At 61.4% G+C, this 25,908-nt stretch carries 21 protein-coding genes; 5 read left to right on the top strand and 16 right to left on the bottom strand.

Going from position 1 to position 25,908, the window contains the following annotated elements; genetic code table 11:
* Window positions 1–44 precede the first annotated feature (44 nt).
* The 7 genes from ACN0SD_RS13160 to xdhA are packed head-to-tail and all read right to left on the bottom strand — an operon-like array spanning window position 45 to window position 8,522.
* Window positions 45–977, bottom strand: a complete 933-nt coding sequence (locus ACN0SD_RS13160) for an ABC transporter permease (RefSeq protein ID WP_417808692.1) — start codon at window positions 975–977, stop codon at window positions 45–47.
* On the bottom strand, window positions 974–1,306 hold the full coding sequence (locus tag ACN0SD_RS13155) for a hypothetical protein (protein WP_417808691.1): 333 nt from the start codon (window positions 1,304–1,306) through the stop codon (window positions 974–976). Before ACN0SD_RS13155 ends, ACN0SD_RS13160 begins: the two co-directional genes overlap by 4 nt.
* Complete coding sequence (locus ACN0SD_RS13150) at window positions 1,303–2,385, bottom strand: ABC transporter permease (protein ID WP_417808690.1); 1,083 nt, start codon at window positions 2,383–2,385, stop codon at window positions 1,303–1,305. The genes ACN0SD_RS13155 and ACN0SD_RS13150 overlap by 4 nt, the downstream gene beginning before the upstream one ends.
* Entirely contained in the window at window positions 2,382–3,896 is a 1,515-nt protein-coding gene (locus ACN0SD_RS13145; RefSeq protein ID WP_417808689.1) for an ABC transporter ATP-binding protein, read from the bottom strand. The genes ACN0SD_RS13150 and ACN0SD_RS13145 overlap by 4 nt, the downstream gene beginning before the upstream one ends.
* Window positions 3,893–4,828 (bottom strand): xanthine dehydrogenase accessory protein XdhC, encoded by a 936-nt coding sequence (xdhC, locus tag ACN0SD_RS13140; protein ID WP_417808688.1) that lies wholly within the window; start codon window positions 4,826–4,828, stop codon window positions 3,893–3,895. Before xdhC ends, ACN0SD_RS13145 begins: the two co-directional genes overlap by 4 nt.
* Window positions 4,825–7,152: a xanthine dehydrogenase molybdopterin binding subunit gene (gene xdhB, locus ACN0SD_RS13135; protein WP_417808687.1), complete on the bottom strand. Its 2,328-nt coding sequence runs from the start codon at window positions 7,150–7,152 to the stop codon at window positions 4,825–4,827. Before xdhB ends, xdhC begins: the two co-directional genes overlap by 4 nt.
* Window positions 7,149–8,522: a xanthine dehydrogenase small subunit gene (gene xdhA / locus ACN0SD_RS13130; RefSeq protein ID WP_417808686.1), complete on the bottom strand. Its 1,374-nt coding sequence runs from the start codon at window positions 8,520–8,522 to the stop codon at window positions 7,149–7,151. The genes xdhB and xdhA overlap by 4 nt, the downstream gene beginning before the upstream one ends.
* 233 nt (window positions 8,523–8,755) lie before the next feature.
* On the opposite strand from xdhA, the gene dnaE reads away from it, so the two are divergent.
* On the top strand, window positions 8,756–12,259 hold the full coding sequence (dnaE, locus tag ACN0SD_RS13125) for a DNA polymerase III subunit alpha (protein WP_417808685.1): 3,504 nt from the start codon (window positions 8,756–8,758) through the stop codon (window positions 12,257–12,259).
* Here dnaE and ACN0SD_RS13120 read toward each other — a convergent pair.
* Window positions 12,256–12,687 (bottom strand): hypothetical protein, encoded by a 432-nt coding sequence (locus ACN0SD_RS13120; protein ID WP_417808684.1) that lies wholly within the window; start codon window positions 12,685–12,687, stop codon window positions 12,256–12,258. The genes dnaE and ACN0SD_RS13120 overlap by 4 nt on opposite strands.
* A complete protein-coding gene (locus ACN0SD_RS13115; RefSeq protein WP_417808683.1) occupies window positions 12,681–12,887 on the bottom strand; it encodes a SlyX family protein in 207 nt (68 codons plus the stop codon). Before ACN0SD_RS13115 ends, ACN0SD_RS13120 begins: the two co-directional genes overlap by 7 nt.
* A gap of 75 nt (window positions 12,888–12,962) precedes the next feature.
* Here ACN0SD_RS13115 and hisS point away from each other — a divergent pair, with 75 nt between their 5' ends.
* The 3 genes from hisS to hisG are packed head-to-tail and all read left to right on the top strand — an operon-like array spanning window position 12,963 to window position 16,240.
* Entirely contained in the window at window positions 12,963–14,462 is a 1,500-nt protein-coding gene (gene hisS / locus ACN0SD_RS13110; RefSeq protein WP_417808682.1) for a histidine--tRNA ligase, read from the top strand.
* A gap of 3 nt (window positions 14,463–14,465) precedes the next feature.
* A complete protein-coding gene (locus ACN0SD_RS13105) occupies window positions 14,466–15,536 on the top strand; it encodes an ATP phosphoribosyltransferase regulatory subunit (protein ID WP_417808681.1) in 1,071 nt (356 codons plus the stop codon).
* On the top strand, window positions 15,533–16,240 hold the full coding sequence (gene hisG, locus ACN0SD_RS13100; RefSeq protein WP_417808680.1) for an ATP phosphoribosyltransferase: 708 nt from the start codon (window positions 15,533–15,535) through the stop codon (window positions 16,238–16,240). The genes ACN0SD_RS13105 and hisG overlap by 4 nt, the downstream gene beginning before the upstream one ends.
* A gap of 57 nt (window positions 16,241–16,297) precedes the next feature.
* Here the strand turns inward: hisG and ACN0SD_RS13095 are convergent, their stop codons facing one another.
* The 7 genes from ACN0SD_RS13095 to ACN0SD_RS13065 form a co-directional block, all read right to left on the bottom strand.
* Window positions 16,298–17,239, bottom strand: a complete 942-nt coding sequence (locus ACN0SD_RS13095) for a 2-hydroxyacid dehydrogenase (protein WP_417808679.1) — start codon at window positions 17,237–17,239, stop codon at window positions 16,298–16,300.
* Window positions 17,236–18,381 (bottom strand): rod shape-determining protein RodA, encoded by a 1,146-nt coding sequence (rodA, locus tag ACN0SD_RS13090; RefSeq protein ID WP_417808678.1) that lies wholly within the window; start codon window positions 18,379–18,381, stop codon window positions 17,236–17,238. Before rodA ends, ACN0SD_RS13095 begins: the two co-directional genes overlap by 4 nt.
* Window positions 18,378–20,327 carry a penicillin-binding protein 2 gene (gene mrdA / locus ACN0SD_RS13085; protein WP_417808677.1) on the bottom strand — a complete coding sequence of 650 codons (1,950 nt, stop codon included), beginning with the start codon at window positions 20,325–20,327 and terminating at the stop codon, window positions 18,378–18,380. The genes rodA and mrdA overlap by 4 nt, the downstream gene beginning before the upstream one ends.
* A gap of 15 nt (window positions 20,328–20,342) precedes the next feature.
* On the bottom strand, window positions 20,343–20,882 hold the full coding sequence (locus ACN0SD_RS13080; RefSeq protein WP_417808676.1) for a rod shape-determining protein MreD: 540 nt from the start codon (window positions 20,880–20,882) through the stop codon (window positions 20,343–20,345).
* Entirely contained in the window at window positions 20,879–21,853 is a 975-nt protein-coding gene (mreC, locus tag ACN0SD_RS13075) for a rod shape-determining protein MreC (RefSeq protein WP_417808675.1), read from the bottom strand. The genes ACN0SD_RS13080 and mreC overlap by 4 nt, the downstream gene beginning before the upstream one ends.
* A gap of 41 nt (window positions 21,854–21,894) precedes the next feature.
* A complete protein-coding gene (locus tag ACN0SD_RS13070; protein ID WP_038129458.1) occupies window positions 21,895–22,926 on the bottom strand; it encodes a rod shape-determining protein in 1,032 nt (343 codons plus the stop codon).
* Window positions 22,927–23,250: 324 nt separating this feature from the next.
* Window positions 23,251–24,810: a 2-isopropylmalate synthase gene (locus ACN0SD_RS13065; protein ID WP_417808747.1), complete on the bottom strand. Its 1,560-nt coding sequence runs from the start codon at window positions 24,808–24,810 to the stop codon at window positions 23,251–23,253.
* Window positions 24,811–25,151: 341 nt separating this feature from the next.
* Between ACN0SD_RS13065 and ACN0SD_RS13060 the strand changes: the two genes are divergently transcribed.
* On the top strand, window positions 25,152–25,799 hold the full coding sequence (locus ACN0SD_RS13060) for an SDR family NAD(P)-dependent oxidoreductase (RefSeq protein WP_417808746.1): 648 nt from the start codon (window positions 25,152–25,154) through the stop codon (window positions 25,797–25,799).
* Window positions 25,800–25,908 lie beyond the last annotated feature (109 nt).

Here is a 25,908-nt window from a genome sequence, read left to right as displayed (position 1 = left end):
CCCGGTTGGTAATGGGCCTCTGATGGGCCCTGAGGTTTCATGCCTCAGCTTGAGGCGTGGAAAGATTTGCCAAGGCTGGCAGGGGCTGCCTGCACGCCGTGGCGGTGAAGAGCGGACAGGATCACCAGCACGACGATAGTGATCACATAAGGCGCCATCGACAGGATGTGAACGGGAATGGCATAGCCCGCCGCCTGAAGCTGCAATTGCAATGCGGTGATGCCGCCAAACATATAGGCCCCCAGCAAAACGCGCCACGGGCGCCAGCTGGCAAAGACGACGATGGCCAGCGCGATCCAGCCAGCACCTGCGGTCATGCCTTCGGTCCATTGCGGCACCCGAACGAGGCTCAGATACGCGCCCCCAAGCCCCGCCAGCGCGCCGCCAAATCCCAGCGCCGCAAAGCGCACCGCAACGACGCGATAGCCAAGCGCGTGGGCTGCATCATGGCTTTCGCCCACCGCACGCAAGATCAGTCCGGCCCGCGTGTAGCGCAGTACGAACCAGACCACGGCAACGAGCAAAATAGAGGCGTAAACGATCCAGTCATGGGAAAACAAAATCGGCCCGATCACCGGAATATCCGCGAGAGGCCCGAAATCAAGCTTGGCGGTGGGGGGCGGGCGCACGCCCTCATAGCCCTTGCCGATCAACGCGCTCAGACCCAGCCCGAACAGCGTTAGCGCCAAGCCCGTCGCAACCTGATTGGACAGGAAAATCTGGGTGAGAAAGGCAAACAGCGTGGCCATCAACGCCCCCGCCAGCGCTCCTGCAATAAAGCCCAGAACGGGGCTGCCCGTGGCCACCGCGGCGGCAAAGCCCGCGACCGCGCCCATGATCATCATGCCCTCCACCCCAAGGTTGAGAACGCCCGATTTCTCCGCCACCAGCTCGCCCGTCGCGGCCAGCAATACGGGCGTCGAGGCCGCCATCAGCATCGCCGCAAGGGTAATGATATCAATTCCGCCAATGCTCATGCGCTGCCCCATTGGTTCATGATTAGCACTGGCCCCCACAAGGCGTAACCGCAGGCCAGCCCGACGACCAGCCCCGCCAAGACGATATAGCGCTCGCGGCCATGTAGATGGGGCATGTGCGGCGTGGCCTCATTGCCGCGCGCCCCGATCCGCGCCACGAGTGCGCGTGACAGTCGCGTTACGGCTTCAAGCACCAGCAGCAGCACGATCCCGATTGCGACCATCACCCACAGCGCATTCATCAGCGCCAGCAAATACCACAGCCCTAGCCCTGCCAGCAGCCCCGCCAGCGCAAGGATCGGAAGATGCAGTGAGGGCAGCTTTTTCATGCGCTCGCCCTCCGGCCCAAACGAACGCGGAAATTGGTCAGCACGTCAAAGCCCAGCAGGAAAAATAGCAACATGCCCTGAAAGACCTGAATCGCGGCCGAGGGCAGGCCCAGCATCAGTTGCGCCATGTCGCCGCCGATATAGGTCAGCGCCATCAGTAAGCCCGCCAGCAGAATTCCGATCGGGTGCAAGCGACCCAAGAACGCCACGATAATCGCGGTGAACCCGTAACCGACGTTGAAACTGTCGGTGACCTGACCGGAGGGGCCCGATACCTCAAACATGCCCGCAAGCCCTGCGAAAGCGCCCGCCAAGCCAAGGCAGAACACCACCAAACGCGCAGGGATAACGCCTGCGAAACGCGCCGCACGGGGGGCCTCCCCCGCGACACGGATGCGAAAACCGGTGATGTGGCGATGCATCAGGATATAGGTTGCGATAACGGCAACAAAGGCGGTGACGACACCCCAATGCAGACCAGTGCCCGCGATCAGGTCGGTGTTATGGGCCGAGGGGTAGCTTTGCAGGTTGCGCGAGCCGGGAAAGCCGAACCCTTCGGGATTTTTCAGCGGCCCGAACGCCATGTAGGCTAGCAGGTTCTCTGCCACATAAACCAGCATCAACGAGACCAGAATTTCCGAGGTGCCAAACCACACTTTCAGCAGTGCCGGGATCATCGCCCAAAGCAGCCCGCCAAGCGCGCCTAGCACGATCATCGCTGGGAAAAGCCAATGATTTTCAGCGGGATAGACATGCAGCGCCAGCCAGGCTGCGGCCAGCGCGCCCATGATATACTGCCCCTCGGCGCCGATGTTCCAGATGCCCGCGCGAAAGCCCACGGCAAGGCCAGATGCGATCAGGATCAGCGGGCCGGCCTTGACCAATAGCTGGCCACGGAAATAGCTAGCATTCGCGCCGAACAGTGGCTCCCAGAAAATCACGCGGATCGCCTCGACCGGGTGCTTGCCCAGCATCGCAAACAACAGTCCACCCGCGATCATTGTTGCGATAACGGCGACAATCGGGGTGGCGTAGGTCCAGAATTTTGACGGGTTCGGGCGGCGGATCAGCGTGATCATATCTGCGCCTCCTGCATGCCATGCGCGCCGCCAAGCATCAGCCCGATCTCTTCGATGCTAAGGCCCTTGGTTGCGCGCGGCTCACTTAGGCGTCCCTCATTGAGGGCGGCGAAACGGTCGGCGATTTCCATCAATTCATCAAGGTCTTGGCTGATTGCGATCACCGCTGCCCCCTGCGCGGCCAGATCCAACAGCGCTTGGTGGATCGCCGCCGCAGCCGCCGCATCAACGCCCCATGTCGGTTGATTGACCACCAACACCTCGGGCGCTTGCAACACCTCGCGGCCAATGACGAATTTCTGCAAATTGCCGCCCGATAGCGCGCGCGCGGCAACTTCTGGGCCCGGAGTGCGCACATCAAAGGCGGCGATCACCTCTTGGGCAAAGCGCCGCGCCGCGCCCTGATCGACAAAGCCATTACGCGTTAGATTTTTGCGCGTTGTGCCGGTCAAAATGGCGTTTTCCGTCAGGCTCATCGCGGGCACGGCGGCATGGCCGAGCCGCTCCTCGGGCGCAGCCAGAAGGCCCTTGGCGCGCCGCGCATTAGGGCCGAGCGCGGAAATATCCGCCCCCGACAGCAGGACCGTGCCATGTTTCGAGGGGCGCTCACCCGACAGCGTGGCCAGCAATTCTTCCTGCCCGTTGCCCGCAACCCCGCCGATTCCCAGCACCTCTCCGGCGCGCAATTCAAAGCCGATCTCTTTTAGCGCGGGGCCGAATTGCGACATCGGCGGCAAGGACAGATTGGTGACTTTCAACACGACCTCGCCGGGCTGACGCAAGGCGCGATCGGTCACTTTCAGTTCGGCCCCAACCATCAATTCGGCCAGCTCGCGCGCGCTTTTCTCGCGCGGATCGCAGTGATCCACGACTTTGCCACCGCGCAAGATCGTCGCCGCCTCACACAGCGCGCGGATCTCTTCGAGCTTGTGCGAGATATACAGGATCGCGGTACCCTCAGACGAGAGTTTGCGCAACGTTTTGAAGAGGATATCAACCTCTTGCGGGGTCAGAACCGAGGTCGGTTCGTCCATGATCAGCAGCTTGGGGTCTTGCAGCAAGCAGCGCACGATTTCGACGCGCTGACGCTCACCTGCGGACAGATCACCGACCAGACGCGCGGGATCAAGGGGCAGCCCGTAATCGTTCGAAATTGCACGAATCTTTGCCGCCAACTGGCGCATTGGTGGCGGATTTTCCATGCCGAGGGCGACGTTTTCGGCAACGCTCAGCGCCTCAAACAGCGAGAAATGCTGAAACACCATCGCCACGCCGGCCGCGCGCGCCGCACGCGGATCGACGGGGGCGTAGGGCGCGCCCTGAAACATCATCGTGCCGCTATCGGGCTTGACCAAACCGTAGATCATCTTGACCAAGGTGGATTTGCCCGCGCCATTCTCGCCCAGCAGCGCATGCACCTCACCCGGACGCACGCGCAGGGCCACGCCATCGTTGGCCACGACCCCGGGATAGGCCTTGGTAAGGCCCTCGATCTGTAACAGCTCGCTCACCCGGCGCGCACCCTTTCCCTTGGCGCAGCGTGTCCTGCGCTTAACCTCTTCACTAGCGCGCTCGCGACGCCCAAAGCAATGGCCTGAGGGTGCTTGCCAAGGCTTGGATCGCCTATTGGGCAGGCAATGCCTGAAATTTGTGCATCTGTGTGGCCAAGGGCCGCGAGGCGGCTGCGAAACCGTGCCCATTTCGTCTGCGACCCGATCAAGCCAAGCGCGCCAACCCCGTGATTGAGCAAGCGATGGCACAGCTCCAGATCAAGCGCGTGGGAATAGGTTAAAACGATGTGACGGGCGTTGCGCGGGGCCAGCGCGACCAGATCGGCGGGGTTCTCCGCGATCAGCGGCGTGACGCTTAGGGGGATCGCGTCGGGAAACCGCTCGGCACCACTATCGGCCCAAGTGATTGCAAGGCCCGGTAGGGGATGCAGCACGCCCACCAGCGCGCGTCCGACATGGCCAGCCCCCCAGACCCAGATCGGCGTGGCGGGAGGAGTAACCGGTTCGATCAGCCAATCCTCGATCAGCATTTTGGGCACCTCACCGCGATCGCGCAGCCGCGCCAGCGCGCGGGTAACGGCGAGCGGTTGGGCGATGGAGCTTCCCAGCGGGCGGGCATGGAAATCATCCGGGATTTGCGCTATTTTTGCGCTGTCCCATGCCTCATAGCCCAGCACCACTGCCCCACCGCAACATTGACCCATCGCGGGACCAAGCGGAATTTTTTGTAATTCTTGCAACCCGTTACGCGCGTTCTCGATGGCAAAAAACTCCAACGCGCCGCCGCCAATCGTGCCAATTACCCGTTCGGGCCAGACCAGCATTGCCGCCCCTTCCTCGCGCGGGGTTGAGCCCTGTGTGCGTGCAACGACGACGCGCGTGAACGGGCCGTGTTCGGCCATTTGGGCGAGGTGTTTTGGATCAAGGCTCATGGCGTCCCCCGCGCTCGGTTCACTGCGGCCAGAACCGCCTCGGCGGTGGCGGGCGTTTGCAAATCTGGCCAGTTCGGGCCGCAGGCTTGGCAGGCATTGCTAAGCGCCAGAAAGGCCGAAATCGCAAGCATGAAGGGCGGCTCACCCGTCGCCTTGGAGCGGTAGATCGTCTCAACGCGATTGGGCTGGTCCCACAACGCGACGTTGAAAATCCGCGGCCTATCCGAGCAGGCCGGAATCTTATAGGTCGAGGGCGCGTGGGTGCGCAGGCGACCGCTGTCATCCCAAACCAACTCCTCAGTGGTCAGCCAACCCGCGCCTTGCACATAGCCGCCCTCGATCTGGCCAATGTCGATTCCGGGGTTTAGCGAGGCCCCCGCATCATGCAGGATATCCGTGCGCAGAATGCGGTTTTCGCCGGTCAGCGTGTCGATCACCACTTCGGTAATTGCCGCGCCGTAGGCGAAATAAAAGAACGGGCGGCCTTGGCCTTTGACGCGGTCCCAGCTGATTTCGGGCGTGGCGTAAAAGCCTGTGGAGGATAGAGAAATCCGCGATTCATAGGCCAGTTTGGCTGCCGTCGCGAAGGGCAAGACAGTGTCGCCCGCGATCACTTCGCCGCCGTCAAAGCGCACATCTTGGGCCGCACAACCTACCTGCTTGGCGAAAAACTCGGCCATGCGCGCCTTGATCGTCTCACACGCCGCTTTCACCGCCATGCCGTTCAGATCGGCCCCCGAGGACGCCGCCGTGGCCGAGGTGTTGGGCACTTTATCGGTCGCGGTGGCGGTGATGCGCACCGAGCTGTCGTCAACCCCGAACACCTGAGCGGCCACCTGACAGACCTTGCGATGTAGGCCTTGGCCCATCTCGGTGCCGCCATGGCTGAGCTGGATTGAGCCGTCGGTATAGACGTGCACCAACGCGCCCGCCTGATTGAGGTGGGTGAGCGTAAAGGAGATGCCGAATTTCACCGGGTCGAGCGCAATGCCCCTCTTCAATGTCGCATTAGTGCTATTCCACACCGCTACAGCCGCCTTGCGCGCGGTAAAATCTGCGGATTTCTGCAATTTTGCGGTCAGCTCATGCAGGATAAAATCCTCGACCGGCTGGCCGTAAGGGGTGGTCTGTATCTTCCTCTTGATCGAAATATCCCCGGGGGTCTGGGGGCAGGCAGCCCCCAGCGCCGCCGCATAATAATTGCGCTGACGCAGCGCCAGCGGGTCCAGCCCCATTACGAAGGCCAGATGATCCATTGCTGCCTCGGTCGCGAGCATCCCTTGCGGACCGCCAAAACCGCGAAACGCCGTGGCGGATTGGGTATTGGTGCGCAGGCGGTGGCTTTCGATGCGGATATTGGGCAGGAAATATGAACTATCCGCATGCAGCATCGCGCGGTCACAAACCGGCAAGCTGAGATCGGGTGACCAGCCGCAGCGCGCGAGATGGGTGAAATCGGCGGCCACGATCTTACCGCTTTCATCCGCGCCAATGCGGTATTTCACTTTGAAATCATGGCGTTTTCCGGTAATCATCATGTCGTCGTCACGGTCATACCGCATCTTGCAGGCCCGCCCCGTCGCGCGCGCCATGACCGCGCAAGCAATCGCAAGATGGTTGCCTTGGCTTTCCTTGCCACCAAAACCGCCCCCCATCCGGCGCATTTCGACGCGCACATCATGCATCGCGCAACCCAAGGCCTCGGCCACCTTATGCTGGATCTCGGTCGGGTGCTGGCTAGAGCAGCGGATCACCATGCCCAGATCGTCGGGCAGCGCAAGCGCGGCTTGGCCTTCAAGGTAGAAATGTTCCTGCCCGCCGATATCAAACGCGCCCTCAATCACATGTTTGGCCTGAGAAAACCCTGCGTCGATATCGCCGCGCGCCCATGTCACGGGGCCGCCCTCAAAATGGCTAGTGGCGGCCAGCGCGTCCTCGACCGTCAAGATTGCGGGGCGCGGATCGTAGGTGATTTTCGCCAAACGCGCGGCTTTGCGCGCGGCTAAATGGCTTGTGGCAGCGACCAGAAAAATTGGCTGACCGATATAGTGCACCACGCCCTCGGCCAGCACCGGTTCAGGGTCGGGCGCAGGCGAGGCATTGTTGGCGAAGGGCATGTCGCCAGCCACGAGCACTTTGACAACGCCGGGCGCGGCACGCACCGCTGAAAGGTCAAGTTCGGTGATCTCGGCATGGGCCTGCTCAGACAGCCCGAAGGCCAGATGCAGCGTGCCCGCAGGCACGGGAATATCATCGACATAGCGCGCCGCGCCCGTGACATGCAGCCGGGCGGAATCATGGGGTTTGGTGGTGCCGACGCTCATGCTTGCACCTCAAGGATTGAGGGCTGGCCGCTTGGCGCGCGGCCATAGCGCAACACCATCGCCTTGGCAGTTTGCATCCGATAGGCGCTAGAGGCGCGCATGTCTGACATCGGGGCGAAGTCGGCCTCCAATGCGGGCAGGGCGGCGGTCAACGTGGTCTCGTCTAACGGTTGCCCGATCAGTGCATCTTCCAATGCGCCCGCACGTTTCGGAGTGGCTGCCATGCCGCCAAAGGCGATGCGCGCAGTTGCAATTTTTCTATCCTTTAGCGTCAGATTCAGGCATCCACAGACCGCAGAAATGTCTTGATCGAACCTTTTGGACAGTTTGTAGCACGCTAGCCCGGGCGCAGTTTTCGGTATGGTGACGCTTTGCACAAACTCGCCCGGCGCGCGGTCTTGCTTGCCATAGTCTAGGAAGAAATCCTCAAGCGCGATGGTGCGCAGGGCATCGCCCCGACGTAAAGTCAGTTGCGCGCCCATCGCGATCAAGGCAGGCGGGCTGTCGCCAATCGGCGAGCCATTGGCGATATTGCCCCCAATCGTGGCGGCTTGGCGCACCTGTTCCGAAGCAAAACGACGCAACAGCTCGGCGAAGCTGGGATGCGGGGTGGTCATGGCTTTGCGTAGCGCGGCAATGGTGACGCCCGCGCCGATGATGAAGCTGTTAGAGGTTTCCTCGATCTGTTGCAGATCAGTGCAGCCGCCAAGAAACGCGACGGTGTCGAGATTGCGCAGCTGCTTGGTCACCCACAGCCCAACATCGGTGGCGCCCGCGATCAGCGTGGCGTCGGGATGATCGAGATACCACGCGGCGAGGTCATCTGAGTTGCGCGGCAAAAATGCGAGTTGCTCATCTCCCAAGGAAATTTCAGCCAGATCGACCGGGTGATCCCGCATCCAGTCGGGCACCGGCGCGCTTTGCGCAGCCTTGGCGGCGCGGATAATCGGGGCGTAGCCGGTGCAGCGGCACAGGTTGCCCGCCAGTTGGTCGTCGTGATCGCGCGCGCCGTTCAGATGCGCGCCCGCCATCGTGACCACAAACCCCGGCGTGCAAAATCCGCATTGCGAGCCGTGATGATCAATCATCGCCTGTTGCACCGGATGCAGCGTGCCATCCGGCCCCGCGATCCCCTCAACCGTGCGCAAGGCTTTGCCCTGTAAATGCGGCATCATCATCAGGCAGGCATTGAGCGGCTTGGTGCCATTTCCATCGGTGAGCAGGACAGAACATGCCCCGCAATCGCCCTCGTTACAGCCCTCTTTCGTGCCGCTCAGCCCCTCGGCGCGCAGCCAGTCCAGCACCGATTGCGTGGGGTCCGTGACCGCGACGCGCCGGGTTTCTCCGTTGAGAAGAAACGTGATGTCCATGCTAGTATTCCGCCGCCTTACCCCGTGTCCCGATCACAGCGCGCCCGCTCGATGCGGCGTAGAGAAGGCGCGTTTGCTTAGCAAAGCCGATCAGGGGCGGACTTGGCAAGCATTTTGCGCAGGCTCAATGCCCGAAAACTGATCTGGTGATCAAATTTTGGGCGATAGGGCGGAATTGCCAGCCGGTGGATTTGGCGCTTTTCGTCGCGCGCGTGCCGCCCTATCGTGGCGCCATGAAAAGCCCCCGATTCATTCATCTGCGCGTCCATACCGAGTATTCGCTGCTGGAAGGCGCGGTGCCCGCCAAGAAACTGGTGAAGTTGTGCGAGGGCGCGAAAATACCCGCTGTTGCGGTGACGGACACCAATAACATGTTCGCCGCATTGGAGTTTTCCGTAACGGCCTTGGGCGCGGGGGTGCAGCCGATTATCGGTTGTCAGGTCTCGGTGGAATATGATCCCGCTCAGCCCGGCGAGCGACCGCGCCTGCCTGCGCCGGTTGTGCTGCTGGCGCAATCCGAGCGCGGCTATGAAAACCTGATGAAGCTGAATTCGTGCCTTTATCTTGATAAACATGGCGCGCAGATTCAGGTCACGGTTGATGAGCTAGAGGCCCATGGCGAGGGGCTGATCTGCCTGAGCGGCGGTGCGGATGGACCAGTCGGTCGGTTGATACAAGCCGGCCAAACCGACAAGGCGCGCAGCTTGCTGGAACGGCTGGCGTCGATCTATCCGACGCGGCTTTACGTCGAATTGCAGCGCCATCCGGGTGAGGGCGGTGCGCTGACCGAAGGCGAGGCCGCGACCGAGCGCCCCTTTGTCGAGTGGGCCTATGAGATGGGGTTACCACTGGTTGCGACCAACGATGTTTATTTCCCCAAGCCCGATATTTACGAGGCGCATGACGCGATGCTTTGCATTGCCGAAGGCGCCTATGTCGATCAGTCAGAACCGCGCAGACGCTTGACTCCGCAGCATTATTTCAAATCCGAGGGCGAGATGCTGGCCCTGTTCGCAGACCTGCCCGAAGCGGTCGAAAACACGGTCGAGATCGCGAAACGCTGCGCCTTTGCCACCTATCGCCGCGATCCGATCTTGCCGAAATTCGCCGATAACGAGGTTGAGGAATTGCGCCGTCAGGCGTGGGAAGGGTTGGCTGCGCGTCTCGCCGTGATCGAGCATGCCGCCCCGGTCGAAGACTATGAGGCGCGGCTGAAATTCGAGTTGGGCATCATCGAGCAGATGGGCTTTCCCGGCTATTTCCTGATCGTGGCTGATTTCATCAAATGGGCCAAGGATCACGACATTCCGGTCGGGCCGGGGCGGGGGTCAGGTGCAGGTAGCCTTGTGGCTTATGCGCTGACCATCACCGACCTTGACCCGCTGCGCTATAGCTTGCTGTTTGAGCGATTTTTGAACCCCGAGCGGGTGTCGATGCCCGACTTCGATATCGACTTTTGCATGGATCGCCGCGAAGAGGTGATCCGCTACGTGCAAGAGAAATACGGTCGCGACAAGGTGGGCCAGATCATCACCTTCGGCGCGCTTTTGTCCAAGGCCGCGGTGCGCGATGTGGGCCGCGTCTTGCAGATGTCGTATATGCAGGTCGACAAGCTGTCCAAGATGATCCCGGTCGAGGGTGTCAAACCGGTTTCCATCGAAAAGGCGCTGGCTGACGAGCCGCGTTTGCGTGAAGCGGCGCGCAGCGAAGAGGTCGTGGCGCGTCTGCTGGATTACGCCAAGGCGATTGAGGGGTTGCTGCGCAATGCCTCGACCCACGCTGCCGGTGTGGTGATTGGTGATCGCCCGATTGATGAGCTGGTTCCGCTGTATCAAGACCCGCGATCAGACATGCCCGCGACCCAGTTCAACATGAAATGGGTGGAACAGGCCGGGCTGGTGAAGTTCGACTTTCTGGGTCTGAAAACGCTGACCGTCGTGCAATCGGCGATGAATCTGATTTTCAAATCGGGGCGTCCGCTGCATGTCGATGCCGCCGGAAACCGGTTGTATGAGCCCGCCGAGGGGGCCGAGAACCAGATCAACGCGATCCCGCTGGATGATGAGAAAACCTACAAGCTTTACGCTGACGCCAAAACTGTCGCGGTGTTTCAGGTGGAATCGGAGGGCATGAAATCGGCCCTGCGCCAGATGAAACCCACCTGTATCGAGGACATCGTGGCGCTTGTGGCGCTCTATCGTCCGGGGCCGATGGAGAACATCCCGACCTATTGCGAGGTGAAGAACGGGCTGAAACCCATCACCTCTGTTCACCCCACGATTGACCATATTCTTGAGGAAACACAGGGGATTATCGTCTATCAAGAACAGGTGATGCAGATCGCGCAGGTCATGGCGGGCTACTCGCTTGGCGGCGCTGACCTGCTACGCCGCGCGATGGGGAAAAAGATCAAAGAGGCGATGGACGCCGAGCGCCCGAAGTTCGAGGCAGGTGCCGCGCAGAACGGGGTCGACAAGAAAAAGGCGTCCGAGGTTTTCGATCTGCTCGAAAAATTCGCCAATTACGGGTTCAACAAATCCCACGCCGCCGCCTATGCGGTGGTCAGCTACTACACTGGCTGGCTCAAGGCCAACCATGCCGTTGAGTTTATGGGCGGGGTGATGAATTGCGATATTCACCTCACCGACAAGCTGGCCGTCTATGCCGATGAGGTGCAGAAAAAACTGGGGATCGAGATTATCCCGCCTTGTGTGAACCGCTCGCTGGCGAGTTTCGATGTGGTCGATCAAAAGCTGGTTTATGCGCTGGGCGCGCTGAAAAATGTCGGCTCGGATGCGATGCAGATGATCGTGGATGCGCGCGAGGCGGGGGGCGATTTCACCGATCTGTTCGATTTCGCGCGCCGGGTCGATATGAAGCGGCTGGGCAAGCGTCCGCTGGAAATGCTGGCACGCGCGGGGGCGTTTGATCTGCTCGATCCCAACCGCAAGCGGGTGTTTGAAAGCCTCGAATCGCTAATGGCGTGGTCGGGCGCCGTGATTGAGGCACGCGAGTCGGCGCAGGTCTCGCTATTTGGTGAGGCGGGCGATGATCTGCCCCCGCCGCGTCTGGCCGACACCGATGACTGGCTGCCCGGCGAACGGTTGTCAGAAGAACACAAGGCCATCGGGTTTTATCTATCGGGCCACCCGATCGAAGATTTCCTGCCCGCGCTCAAGCGCAAGAACGTGCTGAGCTGGGAAAACGTGCAGCGCAAGGCGGTTGATGGGTCGTTCGTGACCAGAATCGCGGGCGAGGTCGCCTCGGTGCGCGAAAAGAAATCGGCCAAGGGCAACCGGTTCGCCTTTGTCGCGCTTTCCGATGCCAGCGGCCCCTATGAGGTGGCCTTCTGGTCCGAGGCGCTGGAGGCGTGCCGCGACGTGTTGGAAACCGGCAATCTGCTGGTGCTGACCGTCAAAGTCGAGGTTGACGGCGAGTCGGTGCGCATGGTGGCCTCATCCGCGCAACCAATGGACAAGGCGACGGCGGATGCGGGGGCCTCGGGGCTGCTGATTCACGTCGATGACGCGCTTGCGCTGCCCTCGATCGCCTCGCTGCTAGAGCGGCTGGAACAAGAGGGCAAGGTGCGCACGCGTGGCCCCGTCGCCTTCATGGTCTACGATTCTGAACGCAACTGCCGTTATAGAATCGCCACCGGGCGCGAGTTCCCGGTCAATCCGCAGGTCAAAGGCGCGCTGCGGTCTTTGCGCGGCGTCGGGCAGGTCGAAGAGGTCTAGAGCCCGCGCGAAACATAGCTAAGGCGCAAAGTGATCGCCGCCGCCACCGCAAGCGCGGCCTCAGCCCAGCGCAGAACAACAAGTTGTTGCGCGCGATCGCCCATATTGATCAGATCGGTGAGCGCCGCTTGGATTAGCCACAGCTCAAACCAAGCGCAGACCACAAGCGCGCCGCTTAAAATCAGCGTCCCGAGCAGCAACAACCGCGCCTGCGTGTGACGGCGCAATTGCCATGCCAGCACCATCAATAGCGGCAGCAGCGCAAATATCTGCACCGCCAGCGCGCCCGTAGCCTGCCAGTCCGAAAACCGCATCATTGCCCCTTGCAGATCGGTGCGCCCGGGCCACACCAGCAGCCCGAGATAGACCAGCAATTGCAAGCCGATCAGCATGGCCCCAAAGGCCCAAAGCGCGCGCATCTTCACCAATGGGGTGGCTTTTGATCGGCCAGCGGAACCGAACCGCCGCTGTCATATTCGCGTTCCGCCTCGCGCTCCATCATCAGGCCCAATTGGCGTTCCAATCGCTCGATCCGGCGCGATTGCTCGACCGCCACATCGGAAAGATCCTCTACCATCTTGCTCAGATGGGCGATCTGTTCCTCCGCCCGTTCCACTCGATCCTGCATCTGATGTCCCTATCGCTTGCCGGGGCCTGCCCCTTGGGCTACACCCTCGCGCGAGATCAGATCAGGTGCAAGCCAATGGCCAAAGAGAAAAAACAGTCCCGCCCGCGCGCAGAAGCCCCGAAAGGCTTTCGCGACTATTTCGGCGCCGAGGTGACTGAGCGGGCAGAGATGCTCGACGCGATTGCGCGGGTTTATCGTGCGCACGGGTTCGAGGCGCTGGAAACTTCGGCGATCGAGACGGTCGAGGCGCTTGGGAAATTCCTCCCCGATGTGGACCGCCCGAACGAGGGTGTGTTCGCCTGGCAAGAGGACGATGACGGCAAATGGTTGGCGCTGCGCTATGACATGACCGCGCCGCTCGCCCGCGTGGCCGCGCAATATCGCAACGATCTGCCCAGTCCTTATCGGCGCTACACGATGGGCCCGGTCTGGCGCAACGAGAAACCCGGTCCGGGCCGTTTTCGTCAGTTTTATCAATGCGATGCTGATACGGTTGGCGCGCCTTCGGTGGCGGCGGATGCCGAAATTTGCGCCATGTTGGCCGATGCGCTGGAAGCCGTGGGCATCGAGCGCGGCGATTATGTGGTGCGGGTGAACAACCGCAAGGTTTTGAACGGTGTAATGGAGGTCGCGGGCGTGCTCGACCCCTCCGATCCCACCAAATTCGAGGCCGAGCGCGGCATCGTCCTACGCGCCATCGACAAGTTCGACAAGTTCGGCGAGGAGGGCGTGCGCGCGCTGATCGGTCCGGGCCGCATGGACGAGTCGGGCGATTTTACGAAGGGCGCGGGGCTAAGCGATGCGCAGGCCGACACGGTGATGGGCTTTATGGAGGCCAAGCGCGCCGATAACACTGCGACCTGCGCGCGGCTGCGGGATTTGGTGGTCGGGTCGAAGCTGGGCGAAGAAGGCGTGGCCGAACTCGAACAGATCGCCCAATTGCTCGACGCGCAAGGCTACGGCCCTGACCGCATCGTGATCGACCCCTCCGTCGTGCGCGGCTTGGGCTATTACACCGGCCCGGTGTTTGAGGCCGAATTGACCTTTGAAATCCTCGACGAAAAGGGGCGCAAGCGCAGCTTTGGGTCGGTCGCGGGCGGCGGGCGCTATGACGATCTGGTCAAGCGTTTCACCGGCCAGGCCGTGCCTGCAACCGGCGTCTCTATCGGGGTAGATCGGTTGTTGGCGGCATTGCGTACCAAGGGTCGCTTGGGCGGCGTGGCGCAAGGCCCCGTCGTGGTGACCGTGATGGATCGCGACCGGATGGGCGATTACATGGCAATGGCGGCGCAACTGCGCGCGGCTGGCATCCGCGCCGAGGTCTATTTGGGCAATCCGAAAAACTTCGGAAATCAGCTGAAATATGCCGATAAACGCCAAAGCCCGGTGGCGATCATCCAGGGCGGTGACGAGGCAGAGCGCGGCGTGGTTCAGGTCAAGGACCTGATCCTTGGTGCCAAGATCGCGCAAGACGCAACAGTTGAAGAATGGAAATCCCAACCGGCTCAATTCGAGGTTCCATTGGGCGAAATGGTTAAAAAAGTGCAAGAGATCCTTGCGCGCTACGAGGGCTAAGTCATGGCCGATAAGGCGCAATCAAGGGCGATGGCGGCGCGGCTGCTGCAGGCATTTCTGTCCGCAGGCGCGCAAGAGGTCACTCCCGACATCCTGCAACCTGCCGAGGCACTTTTGGACCTTTACGGCGAGGACATTCGCGCGCGCGCCTATGTCACTGCCGACCCTTTGCGTGGCGAGATGATGCTGCGCCCCGATTTCACCCTGCCAGTCGTGCAGGCGCACATGACCAATGGCGCGGACCCCGCACGCTACGCCTATGCCGGTGAGGTGTTTCGCCGTCAGGATCATCGTGGTCCGGCGCGTAGCAACGAATACTTTCAGGCGGGGTTCGAGATCTTCGACCGCGCCGATCCGCAAGCCGCCGATGCCGAGGTTTTCGCGCTGTTCGCCGGTCTTTTGGCCAATGTAAACCTGTCCGCGACGATTGGCGATATGGGGCTGTTGCGCGCGGCGGTGGACGGGCTTGATACGCTGCCCGCACGCAAAGCGGCGCTGGCGCGTCACATCTGGCGACCCAAGCGGTTCCAGCATCTGCTGGCGCGCTATAGTGGTCAAATTGCGGTGCCAAAGTCACGCGTTGACCTGCTTAACGGTGCCCGGTCGGACGCACCTTGGATCGGCCTGCGCCAAGCCAGCGAAATGGCAGCCCGCATTGCCGCACTGCAGGCCGATGCCGCCGCCCCGCCGCTGCCGATCACTTCAGTGAAGGCACTTAACGCGCTGGCCGCGCTGCGTTGCCCTGCAAGCGATGCACCTGCGCAGTTGCGGGCGTTGAATATCGCAAGCCTCGACCCTGCCATCATCCGGCTTGAGCACCGCCTCAATGCGCTCGCCACCCGTGGCATCGACCTGTCTGCGCTGCAATTTGACGCCAGTCATGGCCGCTCCACGATGGAATATTACGACGGGTTCGTCTTTACCTTTACGGCTGCCGATCCCGCGCTGCCCCCGGTGGCCACGGGCGGGCGCTATGATGCGCTGACCCGACATCTGGGGCAGGGCCGCGAAATTCCGGCAGTCGGCGGCGTGATCCGCGCGGGGCTTTTGGCCGATCTGGAGGCGCAGATATGAGCACGATCAAACTCGGCGTGCCCTCCAAGGGGCGGCTCATGGAAAAGACGTTCGAGTGGTTCGGCGCGCGCGGCATCACGCTGAAACGCAGCGGGTCGGAACGCGAATACGCAGGCGCGGTCGAGGGCGCGGAGGGCGTCAGCCTTGTGCTTTTGTCGGCGGGCGAAATCCCGCGCGAATTGGCGGCGGGGCGCATTCATCTGGGCGTGACCGGATCGGACCTTGTGCAAGAAAAGCTGGCCGATTGGGAAAGTCAGGTCGCCAGCCTTGCCCCGATGGGGTTTGGCTATGCTGATTTGATCATCGCTGTGCCCGATTGCTGGGCCGATGTCGATTGCCTCGAAGACCTTGATGCCGCAGCGCATCAGTTTCGCGCCGGACACGGGTTTCGCTTGCGGATCGCAACCAAATATCACCGTCTGGTACGCGAATTCCTGACTCAACAGGGCGTCGCCGATTGGCAATTGGTCGATAGTCAAGGCGCGACCGAAGGCACAATCGCCAATCTCACCGCCGAGGCCATCGCCGACATCACCTCGTCAGGCGAAACGCTGCGTGCCAACCACCTAAAAATCCTGTCCGATGCGCTGATTCATCAATCTCAGGCGACGCTGTTCGCCGCGCGTGCGGCAGACTGGTCGGGCCAGCAAAACGGTTTTGACGCGCTTTCCCATCAACTTGGGTTCGATGCACCGAAGCTTTGAGTTTCATCTAGCGCGAAATACTCCACGGGGGTCTGGGGGTGTGAAACCCCCAGCCGCTCAATACCCACGCGCGCGGTCAACGAGATACAAAAACGGCTCACCCGCCTCACCGCGCCGGATGTTTTCTGCGACCACCTCAGAGGCGGTTTCCGCGCGGCTTTCAGCTGCGATATGGGGCGTGACGGTAACGCGCGGATGGGCCCAATAGGGATGTTCGGGGGGCAGGGGTTCGATGCGGAACACATCCAGCGTTGCATGGCCGATCTGCCCCGTATTCAGTGCTGCCAATAGGGCGTCATCATCAATCAGCGTGCCCCGTCCGGGGTTGATGATCGCCGCCCCCTTGGGCATCAGCGCCAGCGTTTGCGCGTTCAGCAGGTCAGTTGTTTCCGGCGTATCCGGCAAAATCGAAACAAGAATTTCCGCGCGGCTCAACGCCTGATTTAGCCCGTCTGGCCCGCTGAGACACGCGACGCCTGTGATCTCCTTTTGCGTGCGGCTCCAGCCGGTTACGTCAAACCCAAGCGCGACAAGCGCGTGCGCACAGGCTGCCCCGAGCGCTCCCAGCCCCAGCACAACGACGCTGCGATTGCGCGCCAGTGGCGGGACACCTCCGTCATGGCGCCAGATCCCGTCCTGCTGGGCAAGCGTTGCATCCAGACCCAGATGATAGCGCAGCACATGGCCGGTGGCATATTCGACCATGCCGCGTTCCAGCCCGGCATCGACCATCCGGCACAGCGGCTGGGTCAGGGTCGCATTGCCCACCACACGCTCGACCCCCGCCCACAGGTTGAGCACTGCCTTGGCGCGGGTGAAGGGCGTGAAATCCTGCACCGGACCTTGCGGGGAATAGACGATGTAGTCGATGCTGTCGGGCGCGGCCTCGCCGGGCTGAAAGACCTCGGCGTTCAACCCCGCCTGCGCGAAAGCTGCATTCAGCGCGGCCTCGTAACGCGGCCAATTTTCGGCCTTATCGGCAAAAAGAACCCGGATCATCCCTGCCTCGGTCGATGAATATGCGCGCTTTGCACCAGCCCGAAGGCTGCGAGCAGGATCATCATTGCGGTACCCCCGTAACTGACTAATGGTAGCGGCACGCCGACCACCGGCATCAGCCCCATCACCATCGCCATATTGATCGCGAAGAAGAAAAAGAACGTCCCCGCCACCCCAAAACTTAGCAAGGAGGCAAAGCGGTCTTTCGTCATCATCGCGGTATAAAGCGCAAAGCCAATGATCCCGGCGTAAAGCACCAGCAAAGAGAACGCGCCGACAAAGCCGAATTCCTCGGCCAAAGTGGTGAAGATGAAATCGGTGTGTTTCTCGGGCAGGAAGTTCAGCCGCGATTGTGTGCCCTGCATAAATCCACGCCCTGACCAGCCCCCTGATCCCAGCGCGATCTGCGCCTGCATGATGTTATAGCCCGCGCCAAGCGGGTCGCTGCCGGGGTCAAGGAACGTGTCGACGCGTTTGTATTGATAGTCATGCAGCAACTGCCAATCGGTGCCCCGGCTTTCCATCACGCCAAAGATCAGCGCCATCACCAGCGCGATCACCGTGCCGAAATACCAAAATGACACCCCGGCTGCGAACATCACGAGCGCCCCGCCCAACACCAGCATCACTGCCGTGCCCAGATCGGGCTGCGCGAGCACCAAAAACGTGGGCACCAAGATAATCAGCGCCGGCACCGCAACCCATTGCGGACGCGATACTTTTTCGACCGGCAGCCAGTCATAATAGGCCGCCAGCAGCATCACCAAGGTGATTTTCATCAGCTCTGAGGGCTGAATACGCACGGGGCCGATTTCCAGCCAGCGCTGCGCGCCCATGCCGATGGCGCCGAACAATTCCACGGCCACCAGCAGCAAAAGCGCGATGATATAGGCCAGCGCCGAGACGTTGCGCCAGAACCAGATTGGCACGAAGGCGACGGCGAACATCGCCACCATGCCAACGGCGAAACGCTTCATTTGCGGTTCGGCCCATGTGTGAATATTGCCGCCCGCGACGGAATACAGCATCAAGAACCCGGCCGAGGCGACGGCGGTCAGCAAAAACACCAGCGGCCAGTTCATGTAGAACAGCTTGCGCCAGCCCGTGGGCACGGTCTTGAGATTGGATTCGAGATAGCTCATGCGCGCGATTTCGCCTGTGGTTTTTGCACGGTTTCCGGATCGACCAGATCCAGCGACGTGTTCAGCGCCTTGGCTTTGGCGCGCGAGCTTGAGGGATAGGCCTCATCCGGGGGCAGACCTCCGGCCAAGGCAAACAGCAACACGTCGCGCGCGATAGGCGCGGCAGCGGTCGAGCCGCCAGAGCCATGTTCAACCACCACCGACACCGCGTAGCGCGGATTGTCGATCGGGGCGAAGGCCACGAACAGCGCGTGGTCGCGCCGATCCCATGGCAGTTGGTCATTGCGGATGACGCCGCGCGCGCGCTCGGCCTTGGAGATGTTGCGCACCTGGCTGGTGCCCGATTTGCCCGCCATCTTCCATTCCGCCATCGCGATGCGCGAGCCCCGCCCGGTGCCGCGTGACGAGTTCACCACCGCTGTCATGCCCTTGCGCACATCGTCGAGATAGGCCTTAGGGATGCCGAGATCGTCGGTAACGCGCACCGGTTGCTCGATCCCGTCGCGGGTGCGGATCAGGCGCGGTTCAACCTTTTTGCCGCTCGCGATGCGCGCGGTCATGATAGCCAGATGCATCGGCGAGGCGAGCACATAGCCCTGACCAATCGCCGCGTTGGCGGTGTCGCCAATCAACCAATCCTTGCCGTAGCGTTCCTTCTTCCACGCTTTGGTAGGGGCGACGCCCTCTTTGACGGCTGACATCGGAAGGTCAGGGCGCACGCCGATGCCCAATCGCTCGGCCATATTGCTCATCTTGTCGATGCCGACGCGTTGCGACATTTCATAATAATAAACGTCGCAACTTTGCTCCATGCTTTTAGTCATATCGACATGGCCGTGGCCTGCGCGTTTCCAGCAGTGAAAACGCCGCCCCGCGATTTCGACATAGCCGGGGCACCAGACGGTTTCGTTGGGCGTGACCAGCCCGGCCTCAAGTGCTGCCAGCGCGGTGACCATTTTGTAGGTCGAGCCCGGAGGATACAGCCCCTGCACCGTCTTATCGGCCAGCGGGCGGTGATCATCCTGCGTCAGCGTTTGATATTGCGCGACCGAAATGCCGCGCACGAACATATTGGGGTCAAACGAGGGCGCCGAGGCACAGGCCAGCACATCGCCATTGGTCACGTCGATCACAACGGTCGCGGCGGATTCATTTTCCAGCCGCTTGAGCGCGTAGTTTTGCAGCCGGTAATCCACGGTCAGTTGCAGGTTTTCCCCCGGCTTGCCCGGCTCACGCGAGAGTTCACGCATTTCTCGCCCGGCCGAGTTCACCTCAATCCGGCGTTGCCCCGCCTCACCGCGCAGAACGCTTTCTTCCTTGGATTCAATGCCGGTTTTGCCAAGCTGGAATTTCGGGATCATCAGCAGCGGGTCGGGATCATCCATTTTGCTCAGGTCGTAATCCGAAACCGGTCCGACATAGCCGATGACATGTGAGAAATCATCACGGCGCGGGTAAAGCCGCGACAGGCCAACATCGGGGTTCACGCCGGGCAGGGAGGGGCTGTTGACGGCGACGCGCGAAAACTCGTCCCATGTCAGACGATCCGCGACCGTAACGGGCGTGGTCGGCGGGCGGCGGCGGATGTCGTGGAGGATATCGGCGGCATCGCTATCGGTGATGGGCACAAGGCGGCGCAGCTCGGCCAGCGTGGCGTCCACATCATCGCTATCCTCGCGCGTAATCGTGACGCGGTAGTTCTGCTCGTTTCCCGCCAGCAACACGCCGTTGCGATCATAAATCAACCCGCGCGCCGGCGGGATCAGCCGGATCTTGACCGAGTTACCCTCGGCCAGCAGGCGGTATTGGCTGGCGTCTTCGAGCTGCATTTTTCGCATCCGCGCGGCCAGCACGGCAACCACGGCCAGCTGTGCGCCACCCAGCATCAGCCCGCGACGCGTGATGCGGCGGGTGCTTTCCTGCGTCTCTTTCGGGGATCGTCTCATCGCGTGCCCCTTTCCTTACAATCTGTGCCCGAAGGCGTCGACTTCACCCGGTGCCGCCCGACGCAACCCGAACCCGACCCGCGACACCAGCACCACAAACGGATAGGCCGCCAGCGTCATCAGCATCTGGAACAGCTCTAGTCCCAGCGAGGGTTGATCGAGCAGAACCACTACCAGCACCACCCGTTTGATTACCATCATCACGACCAAAATCACCGCGACAAGCGCCCATTCCAGCGCGAAAGGCAGATCGCGCAAAGATTGCTCACGCGCGCGCAGGAACTCGGTCGCTCCCAAAACGATCAGCGCCCAAAGCCCGATTGGTCGCCAGAATAGCATGTCTTCCAGTAAAAACACGGCCACGATTAGGAGAGCGGGCACATATTCGGGGCGGCGCAGCAGCCAGGCCAGAGTGATCGCCAGCGTCAGATCGGGTCCGGGCAGACCGCCGGGCGTGTGATCGACAGGCAGCATGCGCACCAAGATCAGAACCAGCGCAATCGCAACATAAAGCGCGCGGTAGCGAATGCGGCGGCTGGTGAGCGGGTCGATCATTGGCTTGCCGTCCCGTTGTCATCGCCCCCGGTCGCGTTGCCGTCTTCGGGTTGCAATGTGCCCTCGCTAGCCTCATCGCGCGCTTTTTGCGCTGCCTCGCGTTCGATCAGCGCCGGATCGGGCGCGATCAAGCCGCCTGCCGCGTCGATCCGCTCTGCGGGGTGCGAGCGCAGCACACGCAGGAAATCGAGCCGCTCATAATCGGCTGCAAGGCGCACCCGCATCCGTTTGTCGCGCCCCTGAAAGATTTGCCCCACCAGCAGACCGGCCGGAAACACCCCGCCATCGCCCGAGGAAATCACGCGGTCGCCGGGGCGCACCCGTTCTGGGTGTTCAAGGAAATCAATCACCGGATAGGGCGAATTGTCGCCCGCAAGAATCGCGTTTTGCCCCGAGGCGGGGATCGTGATCGGAATGCGGCTTGAGGCGTCGGTGAGCAGTAACACCCGGCTAGTGGATTTGCCCACGCCCGATATCCGTCCGACCAGACCCAACCCGTCCATCGTCGCCCAGCCATCGACGATCCCGTCGCGCTGCCCCACGTTCAACAGCACCGATTTACGAAACGGCGAGCCGCTATCGGCCAACACGCGCCCCGAAACCGAAGTCAGCTTCGGATCAAGCCGCACGTTGTTTTGCGCCAGCAATTTCGCGTTTTGCTGCTCCAGTTGAACCGCGGCCTCTTTCCAGCTTTTCATCTGCTGCAATTCGCGGCGCAATTCCTGATTTTGCTCATAGATACGGGCGTAGGATTGGAACCCCTCGACCATATCGGTCAGCTTGCCCACGGGCGCCATCATCCAGTCAAAGCTGGGCACAAACCGGTCCACTAAAGCCGAGCGCACGCGCTCCATCCGGGGGCTGTCGGCGCGCCAGAGTATGAAGAAGACCAGCAAAAACAACGCCAGAAGCGCCACGCCCACGCGGCGCAGCGGGCCAAGATAATCCTCGTTATCGCGGTTTCTGGCCAATTCCGTCTCCGGTTAGCGCGGCTGACCGGGGCAAGCCCGGATTAGCTATCGTAATCAATGACGTGGCGAAGCTGCTTTTCATATTCAAGCGCCTTGCCGGTGCCCAAAGCAACACAGTTAAGCGACTGATCCGCGATCGAGATCGACAGGCCCGTCTGCTCGCGCAGCGCCAGATCCAACTCGCCCAGCAGCGCACCGCCGCCTGTCAGCATCACACCGCGATCCACGATATCGGCGGCCAGATCGGGCGGGGTGGTTTCAAGCGCTTGCATCACCGCGTCGCAGATTTGCTGCACCGGCTCGCTCAGCGCCTCGGCCACTTGGGCTTGGGTGATTTCGGTCTCTTTCGGCACCCCATTCAGCAGATCGCGCCCGCGCACATGCAGGCTCATGCCGCGCCCGTCGTCGGGCATCCGCGCCGTGCCGATCGTGGTCTTGATCCGCTCGGCGGTGGATTCGCCCACCAACAGGTTCTGGTTGCGCCGCAGATAGCTGATGATCGCCTCATCCATGCGGTCGCCGCCCACCCGCACCGAGCGCGCGTAAACAATATCGCCAAGGCTGAGGACCGCGACTTCGGTCGTGCCGCCGCCGATATCCACCACCATCGAGCCAGTGGGATCGGTGATCGGCATACCCGCGCCAATCGCGGCGGCAATCGGTTCGGCAATCAGGCCCGCGCGGCGTGCGCCAGCGCTAAGAACCGACTGACGGATCGCGCGTTTTTCGACCGGGGTCGCGCCATGAGGGACACACACGATGATTTTCGGTTTCGAGAAAGTCGAGCGTTTATGCACCTTGCGGATGAAATGTTTGATCATCTCTTCGGCAGAGTCGAAATCGGCGATAACACCGTCGCGCATCGGGCGGATCGCCTCGATGGAGCCGGGCGTGCGCCCCAGCATCAGCTTGGCGTCTTCACCCACGGCAAGCACCTGCTTTTTGCCATCTTTGACGTGATAGGCAACAACCGAGGGTTCGTTCAACACGATCCCCTTGCCTTTGATATAGACCAGCGTGTTCGCCGTGCCGAGGTCAATCGCCATGTCCGAGGAAAAGAGCCCGCCTACCATTTTTCGCCTGTCCCGTCGTCAAAAACTTAAAATGCCCCCGACTCGTCCCAGCCGTGGCTCGCGTCGGTATAGTCAAAGCCTGCATGACGTGGAAGCGGATTTGCGCGCGCCCGTCACCCTACTCGCGGCAATCCGCGCAAGGGAAACCAAGCACTTGACCTTTTTCAACTTTCTAGGCCGTGAGAGCCGTATATGAGACGGGGAAAATGTTCATTATGCGATGCGTCACGAAAACGTGCTATTTTCATATGTTTTGACGGGTTTGCGCGTCATGCGAAAGGGCAGCCGCTGGGGCTGCCCCTTCAGATTCGACTCACCCCAAACTCAAAGCTTGTAGCTGACCGATTTTACATCGGCATCCGGCGCGGTTTTCTGGCTGCGCACGCGCAACCGATTGAGCGCGCCGACATAGGCTTTGACGCTGGCCAGAATGGTGTCGGTATCTGACGCCGAGCCGGTCACTATGCGACCGTCTTCTTCCATCCGCACCGATACGGTCGCTTGCGCATCGGTGCCCTCGGTCACGGCGTGAACCTGATACAGCTTCAGCTTGGCCTGCGTCGGGTAGATCTCCTTCACGCATTTGAACACGGCATCGACGGGGCCATCGCCCTCGCTTTTGCACGACTTCTCCTGGCCATCCACCAGCATCGTCAGCTCGGCTTCCTGACCATCGCTGCCGCAGATCACACGCAGCCATTTCACCTGCAGATAATCGCTGTCGGTATTGGCGGCGCTATCCGTCATCAGAGCGATCAGGTCGTCGTCGTAGATTTCCTTCTTGCGATCGGCCAGCGCCTTGAAGCGCACAAAGACATCCTTGAGCTGGTTATCGCCCAGTTCGTAGCCCAGATCGTTAAGTTTGGCCCGCAGCGCCGCGCGCCCAGAGTGCTTACCCATCGCGATATTGGCCTCATTCAGCCCGATATCGGCGGGTTTCATGATTTCAAAGGTCTCGACGTTTTTCAGCACGCCGTCCTGATGGATACCGCTTTCGTGCAGAAACGCGTTTTTGCCCACGATGGCCTTGTTGAATTGCACCGCAAAGCCCGAGACCTGCGCGACACGGCGCGAGAGGTTCATGATCTTGGTGGTGTCGATGCCGGTCTCGTAGGGCATGATGTCATGACGCACTTTCATTGCCATCACGACTTCTTCGAGTGCGGTATTGCCCGCACGTTCGCCCAAGCCATTGATGGTGCACTCGATCTGACGCGCACCAGCCTCGACTGCGGCCAGCGAGTTCGCCGTCGCCATGCCGAGGTCGTTGTGACAATGCGTGGCAAAGATGATCTCATCCGCGCCCGGCACTTTGTCGATCAGCATCTTGATCAGCGCCGCAGATTCGCGCGGCGCGGTGTATCCCACGGTGTCGGGGATGTTGATCGTGGTGGCCCCCGCCTTGATCGCGATTTCGACCACGCGGCACAGATAATCATGCTCGGTGCGGGTGGCATCCATTGGCGACCATTGCACATCGTCGCACAGATTGCGTGCGTGGCTGACGGTGTCATGGATCACCTGCGCCATTTCATCCATGCTCAGGTTCGGGATTGCACGATGCAGCGGCGAGGTGCCGATAAACGTGTGGATGCGCGGCTTCGCGGCGTGTTGAACAGCCTCCCAAGCGCGGTCGATATCGGGCATTTTAGCGCGCGCCAGCCCGCAGATCACCGAATTTTTCGAGCGTTTGGCAATCTCGCTGACGGCCTCGAAATCACCAATCGATGCAATCGGGAACCCCGCTTCGATGATGTCCACGCCCATCTCGTCAAGCAGTGCTGCGATCTCGAGCTTTTCATCATGCGTCATCGTGGCGCCCGGCGATTGCTCGCCATCGCGCAGGGTGGTGTCAAAAATCAGGACTTTGGATTTGTCGGTCATGGTCGGTGCCATCTGTTGTCTCTTTCCTAGCGGTCTTAGCGTCAGTTTGCCCCGAAGGCCAGCGTTGCGCGGTGGCAGTCGGGGGCGGTCCGGGCGCTGTCTACCCCTGAGCGGTCGCGCCCGGGTAAGGCACGCTCAGAGGCTGCTAAGTAGAAGGAGACCACGGGTCAGCGCGCCACAGGCTTGCGCCCCGGCTGCGTTGGATTGGATATGTTGGTCCCGTGTCATGGGGGCGACTATAGGTGCTGTTTTCGGAATGAAAAGGAAAAAAGAACCGCGCCTTGGCGAGCAGCGTAGACGGGAAGTCGAGATGGTGAACCGAAGGAGCAGGGACTGCGATGATAAAGCAAGCACTCGTGATCGGCGATAGCGGCGGGATCGGCGCGGCGATCAGCGCCGAGTTGAATGCGCGCGGCTATCGCGTGACGGGGCTGTCACGATCGCGCGATGGATTTGACGTAGGCGATGAGGCCAGCATTCGTACGGGGCTTGGGTCACTCAGCGGCCCGTTCGATCTGATCTTCGTGGCCACCGGTCAACTGGGTCGCCCCGAGAAATCGCTTAACCAGCTTAGCGCCGCCGAGATGGCGGCCCAATTCGCGGTGAACGCGATCGGCCCTGCGTTGGTGCTTAAACATGCGCGCGCCCTTTTGCCGCGCGACCGGCCCGCGCAATTTGGGGCACTTTCGGCGCGGGTGGGCTCAATCGGCGATAACCGTCTGGGGGGCTGGTATAGCTACCGCGCCGCGAAATCTGGGCTCAACCAGTTGCTGCACGGCGCGGCAATCGAACTCGCGCGTAGCCACCCGCACCTAGTTGTCGCCTGCCTGCATCCGGGCACGGTCGATACGCCCTTTACCGCCAATTATCCGCGCGACAAGCTGTCCCCTGCGCAATCCGCGCGCCAGTTAATCGACGTGCTGATCGCCTTGGAACCCGCGCAAACTGGCGGCTTTTTTGACTATGCTGGAAAGGAAATTCCATGGTGAGCCGCAACCATAGCCGCGCGGCGATGACGCGGAGCGCAAACGCCTTTCATCTAGCCATAAGTACTCGCGCCGGAGGCATCCGACCTTTTCAATAACGCAGCGGGTTGCC

Source organism: Thioclava sp. (assembly GCF_048263065.1).
GTDB lineage: Bacteria > Pseudomonadota > Alphaproteobacteria > Rhodobacterales > Rhodobacteraceae > Thioclava.
The sequence above is the reverse complement of the archived record's forward strand: the minus strand, read 5'-3'. Positions and strand labels throughout refer to the sequence as shown.

Excerpts from the sequence above, each read along its gene's own strand:
- ACN0SD_RS13160 (WP_417808692.1), bottom strand. The coding sequence starts at position 977 with ATGAGCATTGGCGGAATTGATATCATTACCCTTGCGGCGATGCTGATG.
- ACN0SD_RS13155 (WP_417808691.1), bottom strand. The coding sequence starts at position 1,306 with ATGAAAAAGCTGCCCTCACTGCATCTTCCGATCCTTGCGCTGGCGGGG.
- ACN0SD_RS13150 (WP_417808690.1), bottom strand. The coding sequence starts at position 2,385 with ATGATCACGCTGATCCGCCGCCCGAACCCGTCAAAATTCTGGACCTAC.
- xdhC (WP_417808688.1), bottom strand. The coding sequence starts at position 4,828 with ATGAGCCTTGATCCAAAACACCTCGCCCAAATGGCCGAACACGGCCCG.
- xdhB (WP_417808687.1), bottom strand. The coding sequence starts at position 7,152 with ATGAGCGTCGGCACCACCAAACCCCATGATTCCGCCCGGCTGCATGTC.
- xdhA (WP_417808686.1), bottom strand. The coding sequence starts at position 8,522 with ATGGACATCACGTTTCTTCTCAACGGAGAAACCCGGCGCGTCGCGGTC.
- dnaE (WP_417808685.1), top strand. The coding sequence starts at position 8,756 with ATGAAAAGCCCCCGATTCATTCATCTGCGCGTCCATACCGAGTATTCG.
- ACN0SD_RS13115 (WP_417808683.1), bottom strand. The coding sequence starts at position 12,887 with ATGCAGGATCGAGTGGAACGGGCGGAGGAACAGATCGCCCATCTGAGC.
- hisS (WP_417808682.1), top strand. The coding sequence starts at position 12,963 with ATGGCCAAAGAGAAAAAACAGTCCCGCCCGCGCGCAGAAGCCCCGAAA.
- ACN0SD_RS13105 (WP_417808681.1), top strand. The coding sequence starts at position 14,466 with ATGGCCGATAAGGCGCAATCAAGGGCGATGGCGGCGCGGCTGCTGCAG.
- hisG (WP_417808680.1), top strand. The coding sequence starts at position 15,533 with ATGAGCACGATCAAACTCGGCGTGCCCTCCAAGGGGCGGCTCATGGAA.
- ACN0SD_RS13095 (WP_417808679.1), bottom strand. The coding sequence starts at position 17,239 with ATGATCCGGGTTCTTTTTGCCGATAAGGCCGAAAATTGGCCGCGTTAC.
- rodA (WP_417808678.1), bottom strand. The coding sequence starts at position 18,381 with ATGAGCTATCTCGAATCCAATCTCAAGACCGTGCCCACGGGCTGGCGC.
- mrdA (WP_417808677.1), bottom strand. The coding sequence starts at position 20,327 with ATGAGACGATCCCCGAAAGAGACGCAGGAAAGCACCCGCCGCATCACG.
- ACN0SD_RS13080 (WP_417808676.1), bottom strand. The coding sequence starts at position 20,882 with ATGATCGACCCGCTCACCAGCCGCCGCATTCGCTACCGCGCGCTTTAT.
- ACN0SD_RS13070 (WP_038129458.1), bottom strand. The coding sequence starts at position 22,926 with ATGGTAGGCGGGCTCTTTTCCTCGGACATGGCGATTGACCTCGGCACG.
- ACN0SD_RS13065 (WP_417808747.1), bottom strand. The coding sequence starts at position 24,810 with ATGACCGACAAATCCAAAGTCCTGATTTTTGACACCACCCTGCGCGAT.